The 22,059-nt window shown below is 58.6% G+C and carries 14 protein-coding genes; 5 read left to right on the top strand and 9 right to left on the bottom strand.

Going from position 1 to position 22,059, the window contains the following annotated elements:
• Nucleotides 1-6: 6 nt before the first annotated feature.
• On the bottom strand, nt 7-1,260 hold the full coding sequence (locus BISA_RS07800; protein WP_033891253.1) for an ABC transporter substrate-binding protein: 1,254 nt from the start codon (nt 1,258-1,260) through the stop codon (nt 7-9).
• A 238-nt stretch (nt 1,261-1,498) separates the two neighbouring features.
• On the bottom strand, nt 1,499-2,674 hold the full coding sequence (locus BISA_RS07795; protein ID WP_033891273.1) for a glycerate kinase: 1,176 nt from the start codon (nt 2,672-2,674) through the stop codon (nt 1,499-1,501).
• Nucleotides 2,675-2,852: 178 nt separating this feature from the next.
• Here BISA_RS07795 and BISA_RS07790 point away from each other — a divergent pair, with 178 nt between their 5' ends.
• Complete coding sequence (locus BISA_RS07790) at nt 2,853-4,055, top strand: CdaR family transcriptional regulator (RefSeq protein WP_033891252.1); 1,203 nt, start codon at nt 2,853-2,855, stop codon at nt 4,053-4,055.
• 70 nt (nt 4,056-4,125) lie between these two features.
• Here the strand turns inward: BISA_RS07790 and BISA_RS07785 are convergent, their stop codons facing one another.
• Nucleotides 4,126-7,470, bottom strand: a complete 3,345-nt coding sequence (locus tag BISA_RS07785) for a tetratricopeptide repeat protein (RefSeq protein ID WP_033891251.1) — start codon at nt 7,468-7,470, stop codon at nt 4,126-4,128.
• A gap of 207 nt (nt 7,471-7,677) precedes the next feature.
• On the opposite strand from BISA_RS07785, the gene BISA_RS07780 reads away from it, so the two are divergent.
• Nucleotides 7,678-8,595 (top strand): AraC family transcriptional regulator, encoded by a 918-nt coding sequence (locus BISA_RS07780; protein ID WP_033891250.1) that lies wholly within the window; start codon nt 7,678-7,680, stop codon nt 8,593-8,595.
• Nucleotides 8,596-8,626: 31 nt separating this feature from the next.
• Here the strand turns inward: BISA_RS07780 and BISA_RS07775 are convergent, their stop codons facing one another.
• The 5 genes from BISA_RS07775 to argS all read right to left on the bottom strand — a co-directional run bounded on the left by BISA_RS07775 (nt 8,627) and on the right by argS (nt 16,685).
• Nucleotides 8,627-10,066, bottom strand: coding sequence for a Maf family nucleotide pyrophosphatase (locus tag BISA_RS07775; RefSeq protein ID WP_033891249.1), 1,440 nt, complete (start codon nt 10,064-10,066; stop codon nt 8,627-8,629).
• 327 nt (nt 10,067-10,393) lie between these two features.
• Nucleotides 10,394-11,476, bottom strand: a complete 1,083-nt coding sequence (locus tag BISA_RS07770) for a homoserine kinase (RefSeq protein ID WP_033891248.1) — start codon at nt 11,474-11,476, stop codon at nt 10,394-10,396.
• Between the two features lie 207 nt (nt 11,477-11,683).
• Nucleotides 11,684-13,000: a homoserine dehydrogenase gene (locus BISA_RS07765; protein ID WP_033891247.1), complete on the bottom strand. Its 1,317-nt coding sequence runs from the start codon at nt 12,998-13,000 to the stop codon at nt 11,684-11,686.
• Between the two features lie 80 nt (nt 13,001-13,080).
• A complete protein-coding gene (locus tag BISA_RS07760; protein WP_033891245.1) occupies nt 13,081-14,679 on the bottom strand; it encodes a diaminopimelate decarboxylase family protein in 1,599 nt (532 codons plus the stop codon).
• A gap of 161 nt (nt 14,680-14,840) precedes the next feature.
• Nucleotides 14,841-16,685 carry an arginine--tRNA ligase gene (gene argS / locus BISA_RS07755; RefSeq protein WP_033891243.1) on the bottom strand — a complete coding sequence of 615 codons (1,845 nt, stop codon included), beginning with the start codon at nt 16,683-16,685 and terminating at the stop codon, nt 14,841-14,843.
• Nucleotides 16,686-16,992: 307 nt separating this feature from the next.
• Between argS and BISA_RS07750 the strand changes: the two genes are divergently transcribed.
• Both BISA_RS07750 and BISA_RS07745 read left to right on the top strand, forming a co-directional pair.
• Nucleotides 16,993-17,664 (top strand): TetR/AcrR family transcriptional regulator, encoded by a 672-nt coding sequence (locus BISA_RS07750; RefSeq protein ID WP_033891242.1) that lies wholly within the window; start codon nt 16,993-16,995, stop codon nt 17,662-17,664.
• A 234-nt stretch (nt 17,665-17,898) separates the two neighbouring features.
• Entirely contained in the window at nt 17,899-19,167 is a 1,269-nt protein-coding gene (locus BISA_RS07745; RefSeq protein WP_051917415.1) for an MFS transporter, read from the top strand.
• A gap of 50 nt (nt 19,168-19,217) precedes the next feature.
• Here the strand turns inward: BISA_RS07745 and murA are convergent, their stop codons facing one another.
• Nucleotides 19,218-20,543, bottom strand: coding sequence for a UDP-N-acetylglucosamine 1-carboxyvinyltransferase (gene murA, locus BISA_RS07740; RefSeq protein WP_033891240.1), 1,326 nt, complete (start codon nt 20,541-20,543; stop codon nt 19,218-19,220).
• Between the two features lie 396 nt (nt 20,544-20,939).
• On the opposite strand from murA, the gene BISA_RS07735 reads away from it, so the two are divergent.
• Nucleotides 20,940-22,059, top strand: a 1,120-nt coding sequence (locus BISA_RS07735; protein WP_033891239.1) for an NAD(P)/FAD-dependent oxidoreductase, incomplete at its 3' end; no start/stop codon positions are given.

The raw sequence follows: 22,059 nt of genomic DNA, 5'->3' as shown, positions 1-22,059 counted from the left end.
TCACCTTCAGGACAGTGTCTTGAGCTTGGTGTCCAGGTTGGCGGTGGCCTGAGCCGGAGTGATGGAGCCGAGCGCCACTTGCTGCAGCTGGGCGAAGGTTTCGGCGCGCAGGGCGCTTCGGCCGCTGGCAGGCCAGCCGAGCGTGTTCAGGTACACGTTGCCGGTCTTCAGGTACAGGTCGTAAGGCTCTTTGAAGGTTTCGTCGATGTCCGGCGTGTAGTTCTTGGTGGACGGGATCAGGCCGATGTTGTCTTGGATGAGCTTCAGGCCTTCCTTGGAGGAGAGGAAGTCGAGGAAGGATTCGGCTGCCTTGAGCTTGGCTCCATCGATCTTGCCGTTGATGGCGTAACCGGAGTCAGCGGCACCCGGGGCGTATGGCGTGTCCCCCTTGTGCAGCATCGGCATCCTGCCGAACGCGAAGTTGATGCCCGCGTCCTTGAACGTGTTCACATCCCAGTATCCGGACGGCATGACGGCTAGGCGGCCTGCTGCGAATTCGGAGCGGACCTGATCGTCTGCGAGACCGGTGACTTCGGAGCCCATCACGCCCGCGTCGAAAAGCTTGGCCCACTGCTTGTAGTACTTGGTGTAGCTCTTGGCGAACGTGGAGTCGCCGTCGCCGATCTGCTGGTCGATGCTCTTGGACTGCTTGGAGGAGTCATAGCCGATCCAGCCTTCCACGAGAGCGCCGAGGCCTGCCTTGGGCTCCAGATAAGGCTTCTCCACACCGGCGTCTTTCAGGGCTTTCAGCATGTCGATGAATTCGTCCCAGGTTTCGGGGATGGAATCGTAGCCGGCCTTGGCGAGCAGATCCTTGTTGTAGGCGTAGGCGTTGGTCCATGCGGTGATTGACATGGCGTATACCTTGCCGTTCACGCTAGCTTGTGCCTTGTTCGTGTCGCCGATACGGCTCATGAACGATTCGTTGGTCAGGTCCTTGGCTGCTCCGTTCTTCACCAGATCGCTGAGCTGTTCAGGCGGCGCCACGTACACGTCGGCAAGCTGACCGCCGGAAATACGAGTCTGCAGCGTTTGCTGATAGCCTGCCTGAGAACCGTTGGTGGTGCTGAACTTGATCTTGACGTCCGGGTTCTTCTTTTCGAACGCGTCGATTACCGGCTGGTAGACGTCCTGCGTATTGTTCGCAAAGAACGTAAGCTCGGTCTTGCCGGAGGCGCTGCTCGAGCCGCAGCCTGCAAATGATGCGATCATGGCAATCGCGGCACCGGCGCCGACGATGGTCTGCCAGGTTTTCTTCATGATGGTTCCTTTCATCAGAGCATGCTTACGCCAAGCCTGCTGGTCGGGGATTCAAGCGCAAATCACGCTAAAGGTGTGTTGCAAAGCGGCTGCCGAACTGCTTCGTTCTCGTTGTCGCTTTGTTGTTATTGATTTCATACTATTGCGCTATTTGCTTGATTTACCGGCATAAATTGCGCGCCAATATGAAATTATTGCTATTGGTTATGGATGATTGCCGGGCGCATTATCGCTGCTCCTATCGCCGGCTGAGGGCAATCAGCCGTGCAACATTTTCGGCCGTCCGCGCGAGGTTGCGAGGCCCCTCAGCGAGCGCCTGTTCCAAGGTTGTTACCCCTGGAACGATGCCGAATATCGCATCGATGCCGAGGTTGTAAAGCGGGCTAATACCGCTGCCTACATATCCAGCCAAGGCGATGACGACAATGCTCGGATTGCCCTGGCGCACAGCCTTGGCGACCCCGATTGGCGTTTTGCCATATTGGGTTTGCGAGTCGATACCGCCTTCGCCGGTGATGCAGTAGTCCGCATCGGCGGCCCGTTGTGCGAGCCGCACGGTTTGGGCCACAATTTCAACGCCCGACTGCATGCGCGCATTGGTGAATGCCAGCAATCCTGCACCAAGACCGCCCGCCGCGCCCGAGCCCGGCATATGCGCCACATCACGACCAAGCTGGCTGTTGATGACGGCAGCATAGTGGGCAAGACTGGCATCCAACTGGCTGATCATCGCCGGCGTGGCACCTTTTTGCGGACCGAATACAGCAGATGCTCCTTGCGGACCGGTGAGTGGATTATCTACATCGGAGGCGATGAGGATTTCCGTGGATTCTAGACGTGGGTCGAGCCCGGCGGTATCGATGACGCTCAATTGGCTGAGCGCACCTCCCCCGCGCTTGATGGCGTTGCCATGTTCGTCAAGAAATTTGACACCCAAGGCTTCGGCCATGCCCGCTCCGCCATCATTGGTGGCAGAGCCACCGATGCCGATGATGATGCGACGAGCGCCATCGTCAAGAGCCGCGCGAATAAGCTGACCGGTGCCGTAGGTGGTGGCGATCAGCGGATTCTCGGTGAGCTCGTCTACGAAGCCGATGCCTGAAGCGGCAGCCATTTCGATAACTGCGGTCGCTGCGGAACCACTGTCTTGCCCAATGCCGTCAATATCCGCGCCCAACAATCCGTAAGTAGCGGATACCGGACGTTGCAACGGGTCGAGCACTTCGGCCTGGCGCAGCGTGCCACCGGTGGCATCCACCAGCGCTTGCACTGTGCCTTCGCCGCCGTCCGCCATCGGCGCCATCTTGTATTCGGCATCGGGGAATACTGCGGCAAGACCGGAGCGAATGGCTTCGGCCGCCTCTCGGGCGGTCATACAGTTTTTGAACGAATCAGGAGCGATGACGAACTTCACTTGAACGCCTCCCATGCAGCACATCCCTTGTTGTTGGACGGTACCAGTATCGCCGATGCCGCATGGTACATACAACCATCTTCAGGCCATGAAAACCAAACAATTCGCCAATTATCATGGTACGTGTAACATACATAAACAGCTGAGGCAAGCAAGCGAGCAGGCAAAGGAGCCACAGATGGACATCGATCCGCGCATCGCCTCCACCATTGTGGAGAACATCAAAGGCGCACTGAGCCATGACATCAACTTCTTCGATACCAACGGCCACATCATCGCCAGCACCGACCCCGCGCGCGTCGACACCGATCACGAGGCCGCACGCCTCGCCGCCCGCACTGGGCAGAGCGTGGCGGTGGATGCCGAGCACCCGTTCGCCGGCGCACGCGACGGCATCAATGTGCCAGTGATGCAAGGCGACGCGGTAATCGCCGTCATCGGAATCACCGGCGAGCGCGCCGAGGTGGAGCCATTCGGCAACGTCATCAAGAAAATGACGGAAATTCTGGTGCGAGAGAATCTTGAGCAAGTTTCCCGGTTCGACAGGCGCATGATGGCCGCGAACCTGACGAACCTGCTTATCGCACCGCAGCCGGATACCGGGCTTATCGATTATCTGACGGACACATTGAACGTGGATCTCACTGCGCCTCGCGTGGTGGCCGTAGGCAGGCTTCACATCCCCGAGGGTATTCGCAACGACATTGTGCGTCGCATTGGCACCACGCAGGATGGCACCTATGACATTGTTGACCGCCTAATGGCCGGTCAGGCTCAGAGTTTGTACTCAATCTATGGTGGCGAGTTTCGTCTGGTTCTCACCAAGGATGATTCGCAAACCGGCAGCGATGATCATGATGGGCGAACCGAAGTATTGGAACGTATTTCACAAGAGGTATCCAAAACCACCGGCCTGCCATTGGTATTTGGCATTAGCGCGCCGGTACACAGCGTCAATGATTATCGTGAAGCTTATCTTCAGGCACGTTCAGCTGAATTATGGCTTGCTTTTCTCAATCAACAGAGCGAGCAGCCAACCAAGCAGAAGCATACGTTGGATTATGATGATGCCGATTTGGGCATGGCGTTGTGCGCAATTCGCGACGATATTGCCGACCGGTTTTCGAATCATATTCTTTCTGGTCTCACTGAAGAAGAGAAAGACGAGGCGGCCATATTGTTTGATGCCTATACGAGGCACAACGGCAGCATCAGGCACACAGCCGAGGAACTGTTTCTGCATAAGAACACCGTGCAGAATCGACTCAATAAAATCACCCGCGCAACCGGCTACAATCCGCGCGATTTAAGCGATTACACATTGCTGGCCTTGGCGTTTGCGTTGAGGCGGCTGCTGAAGTTCTGGTGGACCACGCCGTGATGTCACGGCATAAGGAAGCGCCGGCTCCCGGAAGAGGCAGGGAAGCCGGCGCGGAGCGGACCCAACGAGGTCACAGGATGTGACGATTCATCACCTCATCAGTGAAGAGGTTGGCCTGGATGTGGCTGGGGTCAGCAGCCAGGGCTTCGGTAAGGAAGCGTTCGGCTTCCTCATGCTCGCCGCGGCCGATGTTCGCGAGCCCCATCAGGTATTCGCAGTGCACGCGGTTCATCTTCGTGTAGTCGTTTTCGAAGATGAGGAAGTCTGGCAGCGAGACGGCAAAGTAGTCAATCTTGACCTGATCGTCAAGATGCTGCTCACCGTAGTCCAGCAGACGGTAGAAGCGGGCGTTGGCCGGGCCTTCCTCGCCGAGCGCCTTGTGGGCGAGACCTTGGAAGAGGATCATTTCGGCGGGCTGGTCGTTGTAGTACATGGCGCCCTTCACCTCATCCGGACCGATGGTAGCCTGGCGGAATTCGGCGCGGGCGGCTTCCTCGTTGCCGAGGTGGCGCTCCACCACACCGAGGTAGTAGTGGATGTCGTTGTCCTTCTGGCCTTCGAGCTTGCCTTCGCCCAGGTTCTTGGGGTAGGCGAGCGTCTTGACCAGCAGTTCCTTGGCCTTGGCCCAGTCGCCGGCTGCCATCGCATCCTTGGCGAGCAGGGTCAGTGCGATGCGGTACTGGCCGGTGATCTTGCCTTCGCCACCCTCCCACGGGTGGAAGCGACGCTGGCTCATCAGCTCGTAGGCCTTGGCGTAGTTGCCGGTCAGGTTGAGCACGGTCAGGTATTCGATGAATAGGTCGTCGCGCTTGGCCACCACGTCGAGATGCTTTTCGAACTCGGTGAGGCGCTGGGCGTAGGTCCAGCCGATCTTGCGGTGCAGCTGGTCGGTTTCGAGGAACACACGGGCATCGGATTCGTCGAGCGCGTAGGCCTGTTCGATTTCAACCTTGGCGGCAGCCGCATCACCGCGCTTGTTGTAGTAGGCAAGCGCCAAGTTGCGGTGTACGGTCGGGAATTCCGGATCGCGGTCGCGCGACTGTTCCCACAGTGCGATGGCCTTGTCTGCCTGCACTTTGTCGTAGTAGAGGCAACCGAGGTAGTACGGGGCCTTGGCGCCATCGACTACCTCGATGGCCTTCTCGAGTGGCGCGATATCCTCCAGCTTGTTCGGGAAGCAGTAGTCGCTCGGCGCGGCCTCGGCGGCTTCGAACGCAGCCTTGGCTTCCGTCTCGCGGCCGAGTTCGGCGAGATAGTAGCCTTCGTAGTACTTGACCATCGGCTTCGACTGATCGGCCTTGGCAAGCAAGCCCAATGCCTCCTCGTAGGCACCGAACAGCACATAATCGCGAGCGGCCTGCAGGTAGTTTTCAAAGAAACCGCGCATCAGGCGTTCCAGTTCGGCCGCCTCTCCCCCGGCGAGCACGCGCTCGTAACCGGAGACGAAGTCGAACTCGTCGATGTTTAGGTTCTCGGCGAGCGCCGTGGCAGCCTCATCTGTACGTCCGAGCTTGCGCAGCACGTAAGCCTTCAGCCCGCGGGCCTTGATGTTCATCGTATTGCGGGTCAGTGCGTTGTTCACATACTCCAGCGCGTCCGCGAAGTCGCCTCGGCGGGCGGCGATGGCGGCCATGTAGAAGAAGGCGCGCTCCTTCTGCGTATCATCCCAGGTTGCCTTGAAGAAGGCGTCGAATGCCTCGTCGTACTTGCCCTGCAGGAACAGGACCAAGCCGAGGTTGTAGTGCGGTTCGGAGTCATACGGCTGGGTGTTGTGCTTGGTCAGGCGCTTGATCGCCGTGCGGAAGTGGGCTTCGGCGCACTTGAACACACCGCGGCGCAGCTGCAGACGGCCATACGCGTTGTTGATGCGGGCGTCTTCCGGATCGCGCTTCAGACCTTCGAGATAGTACGGGTCAGGCATGTAGGTGGCGTGACGGTACTGTTCCAGGTGCAGGCCGGCGAGCAGCAGCTCCTCGTTGGTGGCAATCTTTTCCGGATCGTCGGCGGCCTTGGCCGGTTCGGGCAGCTTGTCAATCTTCTTGGGGCTAGGGGTGTAGTCGATGAGCACGGTGCCGTTAGCGTCCGCTACGGTTGCGGTGATTTCAGTGGCCGGGGTCTCACCGGTTTCGAATTCGGCGCGCACGGTATCGTTCGGGCTGATCGCTCCGGTGTAGGCGTACAGCGTCTTGCCACTCTTGGTGGTCACGGTCACGGTAGCGTTCTCGTACACGCTGGTGGCGTACACGGTGACGCGGCCCTGACCGGCCTTCAGCCCCTGGGCTTCGATGCCCTCGGTTTCGCCGGCCGAACCGAACGTGTCTTCCGGGCCGATTTCCAGGTTCACGGCGGCGTTGATGGACGCGTTCTTGACCTGCCCCACGGCCTTGTACGGCATGAAATACTGGGTGAAGATCTTGCCTTCGTAGGGCTTCAGCCACGTGAAGTCGGGCTGGTTGTCGGTGAAGACGCCGGTCATCAGCTCCACGTATGGGCCGTTCGCGTCGGTCAGATTGCGGTCCCAGGCGCGGCCGAAATCACCGTTGCCCCAGGTCCACTGCTTCTTGCCGGGGCTTACGTGGTGGTCGGCCACATGCAGGATGCCTGCGCCCACGCCGAAATCGTAGCCGCCAACGAAGTTGTAGTCAGAATGTGCGGCCATGTAGCTGGTCGGTACCGGCACGTTCTTGTAGCGGCCGATGTCCACACCGCGCGAGTAATCGTGCTTGTAGTAGGTGCCAGTGGCAATCGGGTAGCGAGAGACGTCGCGCTTGCCGTGATCCATGACTGCGGTCACGTCCGGCGGCATCACGGTTTTGGTGTGCTCGTTGACCGGCACGGCCGGGTTGGCCCACCACAGGAAAGTCTGCGGCAATGCAGTGCCGTTGTACAACTGCGCGGTGATTTCGATGTAGGCCTTGCCTGGGTGCAGAGCAATCGTAGTGACCACTTGGGTGCCGTACATCTGATCGGTATCATGGCACAGCACAGCCTTACCGCCGTCCGGCAGGTCCTTGATGTCGTAGTCCACTGGCGAGTAGGTGGTCGGACGGTGATGCTGCGGCCAGTTGAATTCAATGCCACCAGAGATCCACGGTCCGGTTAGGCCCACGAGCGCCGGCTTGATCACATCGTTGCGGTAGACGAAGTCATAGTTATTGGTTTTGTCTTTGGCGTACTGGATGCGGCCGCCAAGTTCGGGCAGCACGGTGATTTCGAGGTATTCGTTCTCAATAATCACGGCCTTGTAGGCTTTGTCGTGCTTTTCGTCGCTGATGGTTTCGATCACCGGGTATGGGTAGACGCGGCCCGAGCTGCCCTGGTAGACGCGCTTTTCGATGAACTGCGGGTTCTTGTCCGCAGCTCCGATCCCGTAGGTCGGGATGGTGATGACGGTGTCTTGAATGGTAACGGCCATGATTGCTCCACTTCGTTGTAGTGTTTACCGTTTGTTGCGTTCTTTATTGGTTCTTGCGAACCACAATCTTTTGATTGATTGCCTTTAGTCTATGGCCGAAAATATCGTTGACATCTAGAGTAATTGTTCTTCAATATGAAATAATTGCTATTTGACAGCTACTGCTGAACGCGGTGGCTCAACACAGCTCGACGCAAGGAGGCGGCGATGAAACCAGCGGAGCACGGCATCGAAAACGAAGGCTCGGAATTCTATATCTATACACCCAGCAAAACGGCGCTGCGCACGTTTCTGCACCCGTTGCGCGCGGGGTTCTTCCATTACAAGGCCGGCTACCGGCAGGAGCGCAGCTCGTTCGACAGTTTCCTGATCATGGCAATCCGCTCCGGCTCGTTCGATGTGGTGTCGAAGTTCGGCGAGAGTGCGCAGCATGCTTCCGCCGGGGACTTCGTGCTAGTTGATTGCTATGCCCATCATTCCTACAGCACTTCAGAAGACAGCGACGTGCTGTGGTTGCACTTCGATGGCCCTACCGCACGCGCTTATTACGAACTGATTCATGAACGACTCGGCACGGTGTTCTCATTGCGCGAGCCGGGGTATGCAATCACGCAGTTGACGAAAATTTACGAGACCTTCCATATGGCCGCGCGTATTTCGGAACCATTGATGGCGAAGTACATTACGGATGTGCTCACTGAGTTTGCATTGGGAGCAGACGATGCGGCGTCCGCTCCAGTTGACACGGCAGGCTCAGTTGCCAGTGGAGTCTCCAGTCTCACAGCCCGACGCGGCCCGCACGCCATCGAGAGCGTGCTGGCCTACATAGCCAATCATCTGAACGAGCCACTGACCGTGGCCGAGCTGGCCGGGTTGGTCTATATGAGTGAATACCACTTCATTCGCGTCTTCAAGAAGGAGACCGGGTACACACCGTATGCCTACGTACTGGACGCCCGCATGCATGCGGCGAAATATCGTTTGATCAATTCGGATATTTCACTGCGGCAACTCTGCGAGGAATGCGGCTTCACCGACACCAGCTCGTTCTGCGCCGCATTCAAACGAAAAAACGGCATTTCCCCCATGGAATTCCGTAAACAAAGCGAAATTCGACAGGACTAGTGGCTACGCAACCAATACAGATGACTTCGGACTATCTGCAGTTTAATTCCTCAGCCAACTCCTCAAGGCGAGCAGCGAAGCGGGGCCAGTCGGTTTTCATGGCGGTCAATAGCTTGCGGTTGGGTACGTCGTCGATCGGCACCCAGCAGATCTCCATGCTCTCATCGTCATTGGCCTTCGGATCAACGTGGTGACCAGGCTTCTCGAACGCGAACACCGTGGTGTATGCCCAATTGCCGTGGTCTTCGCGGTAGGAGCCGACCACTTCGATATCCTCAGGCATGATGTTCGCTTCTTCGTAACTTTCGCGCAACGCACCTTCAATCGGCGACTCGCCATCTGCCGTAGCGCCACCGGGAATGCCCCAAGTACCGCCCTCAGCACTCCATGCGGCGCGATGCTGCATCACCACATACGTCACCTTGCCAGTTGCCGAATCGCGGCGCGCCAGCAGTATGCCCGAAGCACCATTCGTACCCCAATGCTTGCGACCGCATGCGCAGTCCACCCAACCATCACCGGGCTGATGTACGTTTTCCACAGGTGGCAAGTTATCCTTTCCCGCCATAGCGATGCCAGCAGCGTCCGCGGATTCAGGTGCAATCTCGCCGCGCTGCACATTCCACAAATCAGTCCATTCAACGCCCAGTTCGGCGGCAAGCTTGCGCAGTAATGGCAGACTGATGCCAATGATGCCATGCGGGTCACCTTCAATACCGTCAATGAATGCACCACCGAAGCCTTCCAACGTGAACGAACCAGCCACTTCCAGCGGCTCACGAGTGGCAATGTAGCGCTCGACGTCTTTATCGGAGAAGTCGCCGAAATGCACAGTGGCGCGGCTGGCACCGCGGGCCACGCGGCCGGTAGCGAAATCGATAATGCAGTGGCCGGTCCACAGTTCGCCGCTGTTACCGCGCATTGTACGTAGGCGTTCGCGTGCAATTTCTGCGCTGTGCGGCTTACCGTAGCATTCACCGTCCATCAGGAACATTGAATCGCAACCGATGATGAGCGGCCCAACAGTAGCGCGAGTAAGTCCCGGCTGCAAAGCGATGATATTGGAAATCGGCTCGGTGACAGTCGGCATATTCACACCGGAGAAGTCGCGGGTGGTGGCAATGCGGTCGGAAGAGTAATCAATGGCAGAATCCGAAACTACCGTAGCGTCAGCCTCAACTTCCGCAGCTCTAAGCGGGTAAGCAATCACTCGGTTGCCGGTCGCAGCCGCCGCAGTATCGGCCACGTCACGGTATGCGCGATGTACAGCCTGCGCCTTGGCTTCGGCCAGAATCATCACCCGTTGTTTCACAGTCAAATCGTCAACAGTAACCCCAGCCTTGGCTGCCGTGGCCTCAAGCGCTGCCGGCTCGTCCACATGGGAGACGCGAATCGTGGGGCAGATGCCAGCCGCATACAACACATCGCGGCGCGGCTTGGACTGAGACGCAAGAATCAGCGGAATAGACATAGACCCTCCTGGCTTCGGTTACTACTTTGCATTGTATGGATGGGCGCGGGCATTGCAGGTGCGCAATACCGCCGCGAGCAGCATCATCGTGCACCTACAAAAGACACTAAGTATGCGTCCCAACCATGTTCTCGCATACATAGTGAGGATTATCGCGTCAAAACCATCACTATGTATGCAGCTCGGCCATAATCCCGCATACATAGTGAGGATTTCCATACTAAAACAGACACTAAGTATGCGGACCTTTCGTTCATCTGCATACTTAGTGTCTATCGCGATGTCTTTGAATGACAGAGGGATGTGTCAGTCCAACCACCAGCGCAACTAACGGCGTTCGATTTCAACGCCCTTGGTGTTGATGGGCAGGTGCAGTACGCGCCAGTGGCCGGATGCCAGCTGGGTGGCGGCCACCTGGTCGATGGCTTCGCGTGTATTACCGTAGTGCAGCACGAGCACGCATGGGCCAGCACCGGAAACAGCGGCGGCATAGCCCTTGGCACGGAACGTCTCAATCAGTTCGGCGGACGGCGGCATCAGCGGCGTGCGGTACGGCTGGTGCAGTCGATCCTGCGTAGCCGTAAACAACAACGCATTGGCCTGCGCTGCCGCAGTGGCGAACGCGGCCGGAGTCACCTGGGCAGCGCCAGCAGAGTTTCCGCCCAACGCATCGGCACCACCCTGAGCCTCGGCCTGCGCAAGCACGACCGGGTTCATTGCAGCCGGCAGCAGCCCAACGCGAGACACGTTGTACACCGCGTCCTTATGCGGCACTTCCTTAGGCAACGCCTGACGTGCCTTTTCAGTGGAAAGCTCATAATCCGGCACGAACACGGCCGCAGTGATGGCCGGGTCAACCGGGTAGTTGACGGTGTGGAAACCACCGTGCAGCGGCTCACCACCGGGGATGGCCACGGAACCGACGCCTTCGGCCGTAGCGAAATCCCAGGAAACCGTGAGACCACCGAATACGGCCGGAGCCACATTGTCCGGGTGGCCCTCAATCTGCGCGGCCATGTCAAAGATAGCCGGACGATTCAGCTCACCGGGTTGTGCGAACGCGGCGGCAGCTGCGATACCGGCAACGATGGCTTCGGCTGAGGAACCCATGCCGCGAGCCTGCGGAATGTTGTTCGTGGCTTCAAGCGTGAAGCCGATACGGCCTAGGCCGAAGGTGGCACAGGCACGGCGGAAGGTGGAGACCACCAGATGCGTTTCGTCGCGCGGCAAGGTATCTTCGCCTTCACCGTGGATGAACACATGGGCGATGCCGTCCGTGGGGTCCGGGTTCAGCGTGAAGGTGAGCTCGTCGTGGTAGTCGAGCGCCAAGCCCACGGTGTCGAAGCCGGAGCCAAGATTGGCGGACGTGGCTGGCACGCGCACGCGCACCTGTGAACACATTGAATTCATATATGTCTCCATTTTCGGCTCCCTCTGACGAGGGAGCTGTCGAGCATAAGCGAGACTGAGGGAGAGATTACAGCAGTACTCTCGCCTCTCTCCCTCAGCCAACTTCGTTGGCAGCTCCCTCATCAGAGGGAGCCATTTCTACCCGCACCAACAATCGCACTACATACAACACTTATCACTGCTGCTGGAAGCCCACCGGGCTTTCAGTCAGTCCAGCACGCGCAGGATGGACGGCTCGCCGGTCACGAAGTCGAGCGCCTGCACAGCCTTGACGGTTTCGCGCAGCGTCTCTTCGTCAGTCAGGTGGGTCACGATACGCAGCTGCTGAATCTCGCCGTCGTAACCAGGGTCGGTCATCGTAGGCTTCAAATCCTGGTTCACACCGTTGATGGAGACACCGTTCTTGGCGAACTCGGCGGCGATGGCGGCCAGCACGCCCGGCTTGTCATGAATCAGGAATCGCACTGCAAATGCGGCCTTGGATGCATTAATCGGAGCCTTGGGTAGGTTCTTGTACAGCGGAATGGACGGACCCGTGCAACCGGCTGCAATATGGCGAGCTTCGGTCACCACATCGCCGACCACTGCGGAAGCGGTCGGAGCGCCACCGGCACCACGGCCGTAGAACATCAGATCGTCGGCAGCCTCGGCCTTGACAAACACAGCGTTGAAGGAACCGTGCACGGAAGCCAGCGGATGAGACTCATCAATCAATGCCGGGTAGACGCGAGCGGACACGCCGGCTTCACCGTTCTCCACCACGGCGAGCAGCTTAATGACCTTGTGCTCGGCAGTGGCTGCAGCGATATCGTCGGCGGTAATCTTGGTGATGCCTTCCACAGATACATCATCGATGGTCACGGAAGTATGGAAGCCGAGGGTTGCCATGATGGCAGCCTTGTTCGCGGCATCATAGCCTTCGATGTCGCCGGTCGGGTCAGCTTCGGCGTATCCCTTGGCCTGAGCGTCCTTCAGCACATCATCAAACTGGAGACCCTTGGTGGTCATCTCGTCGAGGATGTAGTTGGTGGTGCCGTTGACAATGCCCAGCATGCTGGTCACCTTGTCGCCCACGAGGGATTCGCGCAGCGGGCGCAGGAACGGAATCGCACCACCCACAGCAGCTTCGAAGTAGATGTCAACGCCCTTAGCTTCAGCGGCAGCGTAAATCTCCGGACCATACTTGGCCAGCAGCGCCTTGTTGGCGGTAACCACGGAGGCACCGGATTCGATGGCGGCGAGCACGAACTTGCGAGCCACGGTGGTGCCACCGATTAGTTCGATGACAATATCCGAATTGGTGGCCACGCTCATCGTATCGGTGGTGACGATGGACTGGTCGATCCACGGGAACTTTTCGGTTTCCTTCGGGTCGAGGCAGGCCACGCCAGTCAATTCAATCGGGCGACCGATGCGAGCGGAAAGCTCGTCCTTCTGCTCAACAATCAGTCGAGCAGTTTGGGAGCCAACCGTGCCGGCACCCAGCAGGCCTACGCGAATCGGAGTTTCGTTCAGTTCTGCCACTTCAAATCCTTCCAAAACAAGCTGCTATATCCCACGGCCATTGTACGGACTGATTCCTACAGCAGCCGGAAATCGTCCATTCACTCGCTGACGTCGAGATCCAGCAGGTCATCCACGGTCTGGCGGCGCAGCATCACATGCGCACCTGCCTCAGAAACCCCCACGACGGCCGGAATCAGCGCCTGATTGTAGTTGGAGGCCATCGTGCGACCGTACGCACCGGTCACCGGTACGGCGAGAATATCGCCGCGCTTCAAGTCGGCGGGCAGATGCACCTCGTGCACCACAATGTCGCCGGATTCGCAGTGCATGCCGCACACGCGAGCCAGCATCGTCTCATCAGAACCCTTGCGATTCGCCAAGCGTGCGGTGTAATCGGCATCGTACAGAGCCGGGCGAATATTGTCAGACATGCCACCATCCACAGACACGTACACACGTTCGCTAATCGGATTGCCCGTGGAATCCTTGGCATCGCTCAGGTTCACATGCTTGATGGTGCCCACGCGATACAGGGTCACACCGGCCGGAGCTACAATGTAGCGCCCCGGCTCGAAGCTGATAGCGGGTGCCGGCATACCGAGTGCACGGTTCGTGGAGGCCACGGCATCGGCAAGACGGGCGAGCTCCACGTCGATGTCCATCGAATCCTCGCCGTCCGTATATGCCACGGAGTAGCCGCCGCCCAAGTCGATTTCCGGCAGCGTGAACGCGTCGGTAGCGTACAGAGTCTTGCGCAGCAGCATCATGCGCTTGCCGGCCTGGATGAACGCGTCGGCATCGTGGATGTTGGAGCCGATGTGCGAATGTGCACCCACCAGTTCGAGCACGTCCTGATTGGCCAGAATGGTCTTCAAAACAGCGATGGCTGGGCCGTCTGCGATGGCGGTCATCGCCTCGGCTAGCGCCTTGTCCTTCTCGGAAATCTGCTCGTGGGAGAGGTCGTACGGGTACTTCAGGTCGTATTGCAGCTTGCGTTCGCCCTTGTGGCCAACGGTACCCGCTGCCTCAGCAGCATCCGCGTGCTCAGCAAATCGCGCATTGGTGACCGCAGGAGTCACATCTGCGAGATCTTTGAGCGCCGTATCCAGTACTGCGGCATCCGCACCAGCTGGCAGCAGCGGTACGCCGAACTTCTGGTCCTCGTGAGCGGTGGAAATGTACTCATGACCGCCCGCGTGCACGCCCACGGTGACACGCAGCATCACGCGTGCGCGTTTGCCGAGCTTACGAGCAATGGCGGCGATGCGTTGAGGCTCCTCGGGTTCGTCGACCACGATTTTGGCGAAGCCCTGCTCGATAGCCAATGTGATTTCTTCATCCGACTTGTTGTTGCCATGCAGCACCAGACGACGGCCGGGCGCGCCCGCAGCGAGGGCGATTTTCATCTCACCCATCGTGCAAGTGTCCACATACATGCCGGCTGCAAGCACGAGTCGTACGATTTCCTTGGAAAGGAAGGCTTTGCCAGCGAAGCTCACATGCGTGGTGGAATTGTTGAAGGCGTTGGCCGCCGCACGCACAAAGTGATGTGCGCGCTCGTTGACCTCGTCGGCGTCGATGAGGTACAGCGGCGAGCCGAACTCATCCAAGAGTGATTCAGCGGTACGACCATGAAATTCAATGGCACCGTCAGCGTTGATGGCCGTAGCAGCCGGCCAAATCGGAGTAATAGGCATAATGCAGGTCCTTTACAAGAACTCCCCTCAGTCCGCTACGCGGCCAGCTCCCCTCAAAGAGGGGCGCTATAGATACGTAAATTGGCTCCCCTCCCTGAGGGGAGCTGTCACTGAAAGTGACTGAGGGGAGCCAATGAAAGAGTCAGAACGCCGTCAGGCCATCACATTTTCTCCGGGGAGGAAACGCCGAGCAGGTCGAGGCCAGCAGCAATCACGTTGCGCACAGCATCGTTGAGCTTCAGACGCGCAGCGGCACGAGCCGGCTCCGGGTTCTTGGCAATCTCGAGAGCCTTGCGAGTCTCATCATCACCACGGGTTTCCGGATCGGTCAGGGCCATCGGAACCACGCGCTCGACGTTGTACCACTTGTGGTAGGCGGCGGCCAGATCCTCGAGATAGTGGGCCACGCGGTGCGGGGCACGAGCGTCGCCGGCCAGAGTCACCAGTGCCGGCCACTGGGCGAGCGCGGCGAGCACCTCACCATCAGCCTCGGTATCAAGCAGGCTCAGGTCAGCGCCCTCGTACGAAATGCCTGCGGCCTCAGCATTGCGATCCACGTTGCAGGAACGAGCGTGAGCGTACTGCACGTAGTACACCGGGTTGTCGTTGGAGTGGGAGGCGAGCAGGTTCAGGTCGATATCCACCGGGGAGTTGTAGTCGGTGCGAGCCAGCGAATAGCGGGATGCGTCCACGCCGATGGCTTCGACCAGGTCGTCGATGGTAACGACATTGCCGGCGCGCTTCGACATGCGCACGGCCTTGCCGTCCTTCAGCACGTTGACCAGCTGGCCGATCAAGATCTGCATGTTCTCGCCCGGCTTGTCACCGAAGGCGGCGCACATGGCCATCATGCGGCCGATGTAGCCGTGGTGGTCAGCGCCGAGCATGTAGATGGCCACGTCGGCCGGATCGGTGGAGCGGTGACGTTTGTTCCAGTAGTAGGCAATGTCGGCGGCAAAGTAGGCGAATTCGCCGTTGGACTTCAGGATCACGCGATCCTTGTCGTCACCGTGCTTGGTGGATTCGAACCAGGTGGCGCCATCCTTCTCGTAGATGTCGCCGCGTTCGCGCAGCACTTCGATGGCACGATCGACTTCGCCGTCCTGATACAGGCTGTTCTCGTGGAACCAGACGTCGAAGTGCACGCGGAAGTCCTTCATGGACTTGCGAATCTCATCGAACATCATCGGTACAGCGCGCTTGCGGAACTCCTCGCGCACTTCGGAATCGGACTCGCCAATCGGTTCGCCGTCAGCGTTCAAGCCCTGGTCCTCATGCTGCAGAGCGGTCAGATCCACGCCGTCGGCCTTGGCTTCAGCCTCCACACGGCGGGCGATTTCATCGATGTAAGCACCCTTGTAGCCATCGAACGGGGTTTCGGTCTGGTAACCGGCTTCGCCCAGGTTGTTGTCGTGCGCCCAAGCAGCGACCAATGACTTGGCGAAGCGGTTAATCTGCTCACCGTGGTCGTTGAAGTAGTATTCACGCACCACCTTGGCACCGTTGGCTTCGAGCACGCGGGCCATCGAGTCACCGGTGGCGGCCCAGCGGGTGCCGCCGATATGAATCGGACCGGTGGGGTTGGCGGAGACAAACTCAAGGTTCAAAGTCTTGCCGGACAGGTGATTGTTGCGACCATAGGTGGAGATGCCACGCTCATCGGTAGGCGCGTTCAGCACCTGATCGACCACGGCTGCAGCGGAAGCGGAATCAAGGGTGATGTTGATGAAGCCGGGGCCGGCCACTTCCACAGACTTGATGCCATCGGCTTCAGCGAGCGCGGCGGCGAACGGCTCGGCCAGGTCGCGCGGCTTCATGCCAGCTTTCTTGGCCAGCTGCATGGCGATATTGGAGGCCCAGTCGCCGTGTGCGCGGTCCTTCGGGCGCATCACGGTCAGCTTTTCTACGGGCGGAATCAGCTCGTCGGTCAACGTGCCGGCTTGACCGGCTGCGACGAGGTTGTGGGCAATCTTGGAAATCAGTTCACTTAACGCTTCAGGGCTCATTCTTCTAAGGATACCGAGAACACAGACAGTGTCCGCGACCCCAAGTTGGTGAATAAATCATCGTCAAGAAACTCAGCCCCATCTCTGCGCTCATACGCGAACTGGGCAAGTCGGCAGCGTAACGAAGTCACCTTTGAACTATCTCTTGTTCGCCGCATCATTCCTTTGCTTATACATACCGCTGCATTATCGCTGTTCCTAAGCCATTGCCCCACAGTCAGGCTCGCCGCACGCCTATACATACCGACCGACGGTATGTATAGTGCGAGCCAGTACAGAACAAGAAGTTCGCGAAAGGAGACCGCACATGGCGCGCAACGCACATCCAGAAGTCACCGAGCGGCGCATTCTCGAGGCCGCGCGCGACCTGTTCATGGAAAAAGGCTACGAGAAAACCTCTATCCAAAACATCGTGGACCGTCTCGGCGACCTTTCCAAAGGCGCAATCTATCATCATTTCAAGTCCAAAGAGGCAATCCTCGACCGACTCAATAGCACAGATTGGGACTATAGCCAAGGCGAGCGCGACCGCATTATGGCCCGCAATGATCTCAACGGTCTGCAAAAATTGCGCGCGCTTTTCACTGTCGCCATTAATAATGAGGAGCATCAGAAACTCAATGAGGCAGGGCTCCCCTTCCTCGACGATCCCACCACGCTTGCGTCGAACCTGAATTTCTGGGCCACTGAACTGCCCAAACACTGGCTGCCCATTATCGAGGAAGGTATGCGCGACGGTTCCATCCCTACCGAATATCCGCAAGAAGCCGCCGAGCTCATCTCCTTACTCGCCAATTATTGGCTGCTCACTCGCTTCTATCCAGCAACACGGGCCGAGCTCAAGCATCGTATCCAGTGCCTTGCCACAATGCTCAATGCCATCAACATCCCCGTCTTCAACGATGACCTCATCAACCTCACCACCGACTTTTACGCCCAATTCGATAATCAAAGTCCCAAACAGAAGCCCCATAACTGACCCCGATACCTTATCCCCTTTCCCAAATTTCTTGCACTGAGGGGCACCCAGTACAAGAAATTCGGGAGGTTAAGGCATATTCCCCAAATTCTTTGCACTGACAACCACTCAGTGCAAGAAATTCGGGACGATGCGGCTATTTTCCCGAATTTCTTGCGCTAAAAGGTCGGCACCAGCCCCACGGCCGCCAAAGTCAATCAATCCAACCACTCAACAGCCACTGAAGAAGTCACTATGTCACCCTATTCACCCCACCTCCAGTCTCAACGACTCACCTCCCCACTCTTGAGCCGCGACTTCATTCTCCTCGTCGCCGGTCAAGGCATCTCACTGTTCGGCAACTTGATGCTGCGTTTCGCAATGGCCATGTGGGTCTTGGATGAAACCGGCTCCGCCACCGTGTTCGCCTCCATCCTGGCCATATCCGTCGTCCCCACCATCATCCTCTCCCCATTCGGCGGCGTCCTCGCCGACCGGATGAATCGCCGCACCATCATGGTGGCGCTCGATGCCATATCCGCCGCCCTCGTACTGGCAAGCGCGCTCGTCTTCGCCACCATCGGTTTCAGCCTTGTGGCTATCGGCACCATGCAAGTGCTACTCGCCATACTCGGCGCGTTCGAAACCCCGACCGTGCAAGCCGCACTCCCCCAAATGTTCCGCGAACACGGGCAAAGCACATTGCGCAAAGCGATGGCCGTCGTCAATCAGGTGCAGCAGCTCGGCTCGCTACTGCCCAGTTTCCTCGGCGGCGTGCTTTATTCCTTGACCGGCATTCAACCAATGATGACCATTGCCATCGTGAGTTTTGCTGGTGCCGCCACACTCGAATGCTTCATCCGATTGGCTGCACCAGACCGAGGTACTGAGGAGCTGCCAACCCCACTCGAAGACCTCAAGGCCGGCATCCGATTCCTCATCAAGGATCGCCCGAATGTGTTCGCGCTGCTATTGTTCGCTGCTGGGTTGAACTTTGTAATCATTGGCAATGCAGCAGTTGGATTCCCGTATATCATCCGCACAGTGCTCGGCTTTGATGCCACGGTGTATGGTGTTGCCGATGGTTTGGTTGGTGTTTCCGGGGTGATTGGCGCGTTTGTCGCCGGCTTCTTTGCCGCGAAACTCACGATGCGCAAGTTTCCGCTGTCTATGGTCGCGCTGGCACTATCACTGCTGCCGCAAGGCTTAGTGTTCCTGTTGCCGGTGTCCGCTTGGATGAAGTTGATTGTACTGGTCGGCTTCACGTTCGGCACGATGATCGCCAGCTGTTTCTCGAATCTGATTGCACTGCCCACCATTCAGCTCAATACGCCGGATGCGATGACCGGCAAAGTGATGGCGATGGTGGCCGCCATTAGTATGTGCGCGCAACCATTGGGCCAAATGGCCTACGGCTGGGCATTTGATCATATGCCAGTAGCTGCAGTGCTGCTGATTTCAGCTGGATTGCTGGGACTCGGCGCACTGGTTTCTGTGCGTCTTGCGCAACGATTCGCGGATTAAAAAATGGCTCTCTTCTTTCGAAGAGAGCCATTGCAAATCAGTCCATCGTATTAGTCGAAGTCGGCGCCAAGGGCTTCAAGCTTGCCACGGAAGTCGGCGTAGCCACGGTCAATCAGGCTGATGCCCTGCACATTGGACGGGCCCTTGGCCGCCAGTGCAGCAATCAGATGGCTGAAGCCGCCACGCAAATCCGGCACGTCGATGTCGCGGCCGGTCAGCGGGGTGGGTCCGAAGATCACAGCGGAGTGCTTGTAGTTGCGCTGCTGGAAACGGCACGGCAGGGAGCCGAGGCACTCGCGGTACAGCTGGATAGTGGCCCCCATTTGCACGAGCGGCTTGGTGAAGCCGAAACGGTTCTCATACACGGTCTCGTGCACGATCGACAGGCCGTTCGCCTGGGTCAGGGCCACCACGAGCGGCTGCTGCCAGTCGGTCATGAAACCAGGGTGCACGTCGGTTTCGATAGCCACCGGGTGCAGATCGCCACCCGGATGCCAGAAACGAATGCCCTTGTCGGTCACGTCAAACTCGCCGCCAACCTTGCGGAACACGTTAAGGAAGGTCATCATCTCCGGCTGGGTTGCGCCCTTAACGAAGATGTCGCCGTGGGTGGCGAGTGCGGCGGACGCCCAGGAGGCGGCCTCGATGCGGTCGGTCAGCGAGGTGTGGGTGAAACCCTTGAGCTCCTTGACACCCTCGATGCGGAACGTGCGGTCCACATCCACGGAAATGATTGCGCCCATCTTCTGCAGTACGGCCACCAAATCCATGATTTCAGGTTCGATTGCGGCACCAGAGAGCTCAGTCTTGCCTTCGGCGAGCACTGCGGCCAGCAGCGTCTGCTCGGTAGCGCCCACGGACGGGTACGGCAGGTGAATCTTCGCACCGTGCAGGCCGTCCGGAGCGGTGATGTGGATGCCGTCCTTGTGCTCCTTGTCCACCGTGGCACCAAGCTTGCGCAGGGTTTCCAGATGGAAGTCGATCGGACGGCCACCGATAGCACAACCGCCAAGCGCCGGAATGAACGCCTCACCCAAGCGGTGCACGAGCGGGCCGGAGAACAAGATCGGGATGCGAGAGGAGCCGGACAGCGTGTCCACGTCGGCCACGTCGGCCAACTGCACATGGGAGGCGTCGATGGTCACCACGCCCTTGGCGCCGTCCACATCCACATCCACGCCATGCAGACGCAGCAGGTCAGACACCACATGCACGTCGCGAATCTCTGGCACATTTTTCAGTACGGACTTGCCCGGCGCGAGCAACGCGGCCACCATAGCCTTACTCACGAAGTTCTTCGCGCCACGCACCTTGATGGTGCCGTTCAGCGGCTTGCCGCCCTCAACATGCAGCACATCATTCGTATTCTCAGCCACGCCACTCTCCTATGCACTTGCTTCAGTCATGCGGTTCAAAAAACGCTAGTGTCTAGTTTGCCATAACCCATGTGCGCACTCGGTGAAATGCGCCTGAAGCCAAACTTTGCAGTGCTTTTATGAACGTTGGAATTCAAAAGCACCGCAGTCACAATCAGATAACGCAAAGAATCTATTAAACCAAGCTTGACATGATTCCAGCGAACTACCCCTCAGTCGGATTCGCCGCCAGCTCCCCTGGCAAAGGGAGCCAAAAAGGGGCATGTCAATTGGGGGTTAACAGAGCCAGCGCAAATGTAACCTACCTCACACTGCCAGCCGCAACGTTCTCCAGCCCTCTACGCTACGATTCGAGGCAGGGCAATTGACGCCTAGGCCACAAGCAAAGGAGCATTTATGACCACCGTCGCCGTCATCGGCTGCACGCACGCCGGCACGTTCGCCGCCACTTCCATTCTCGCTGAGCATCCGGATTGGACCGTCCACGTTTTTGAGCGCAATGGCACGCTCTCCTTCCTCTCCTGCGGCATCGCACTGTGGGTCGGCGACCATGTTTCCGATCCAAAGAAGATGTTCTATTCCTCCCCTGAGGCTCTGGCGCAGGCCGGCGCGACCATGCACATGCGTACCGACGTGACTTCTGTGGACCCCGTGGGCAAGACGCTTATATATCGTTCGCTAGAAGGTGGCGCCGACGCGCCTGAGGAAACGCTCACCTTCGATAAGCTCGTTGTGACCACCGGCTCTCGCCCAGTGATTCCGCCGATTCCTGGTATTGACAGCCCGCACGTGTTGCTGTGCAAGAACTGGGATCATGCCATCGCCATCAAGGAGAAGGCGAAGACCGCCAAGTCCGCAGTGGTGATTGGTTCCGGCTATATCGGCGCTGAGATCGCCGAGCAGTTCAGTCTGACCGGTGTCAAGACCACGCTGGTGGACGGCCTTGACCGCCCGCTGGCCAACAATTTCGATAAGTCCATCACCGATCAGGTTGCCGCCGCGTTCGAAGAGCACGGCGTGACGCTGGCTCTTGGCCAGAAGGTCGTGGAATTCCGCAATAATCCGGACAACACTGTGACCGTGGTCACCGAAAAGGGCGAGTACACGGCAGAGATGGCGATCCTCGCCGTGGGCTTCCTGCCGAATACCGACCTGCTTAAGGGCAAGGTGGATATGCTGCCGAACGGTGCCATCATCGTTGATGATTACATGCAGGCCTCTGTGCCGGACGTGTATGCCGCTGGCGATTCGACCACCGTGTTCTACAACCCGACTGGCAAGCACGACTACATTCCACTGGCCACCAACGCGGTTCGTCAGGGTCTTCTCGTGGGCCGCAATATCGAGAAGCCGACCGTGAAGTACATGGGCACGCAGGCTACTTCCGCCGTGCAGCTCTACGATCTGTCGTTAGCCGCCTCGGGGCTCACCAAGGCCGGCGCCGAACGCCGCGGCCTTACCGTGCACGAAACCGAGCTCACCGAGGACTACCGCCCGGACTTCATGCTCACCACCA

Source organism: Bifidobacterium saguini DSM 23967, assembly GCF_000741715.1.
GTDB lineage: Bacteria > Actinomycetota > Actinomycetes > Actinomycetales > Bifidobacteriaceae > Bifidobacterium > Bifidobacterium saguini.
The sequence above is the reverse complement of the archived record's forward strand: the minus strand, read 5'-3'. Positions and strand labels throughout refer to the sequence as shown.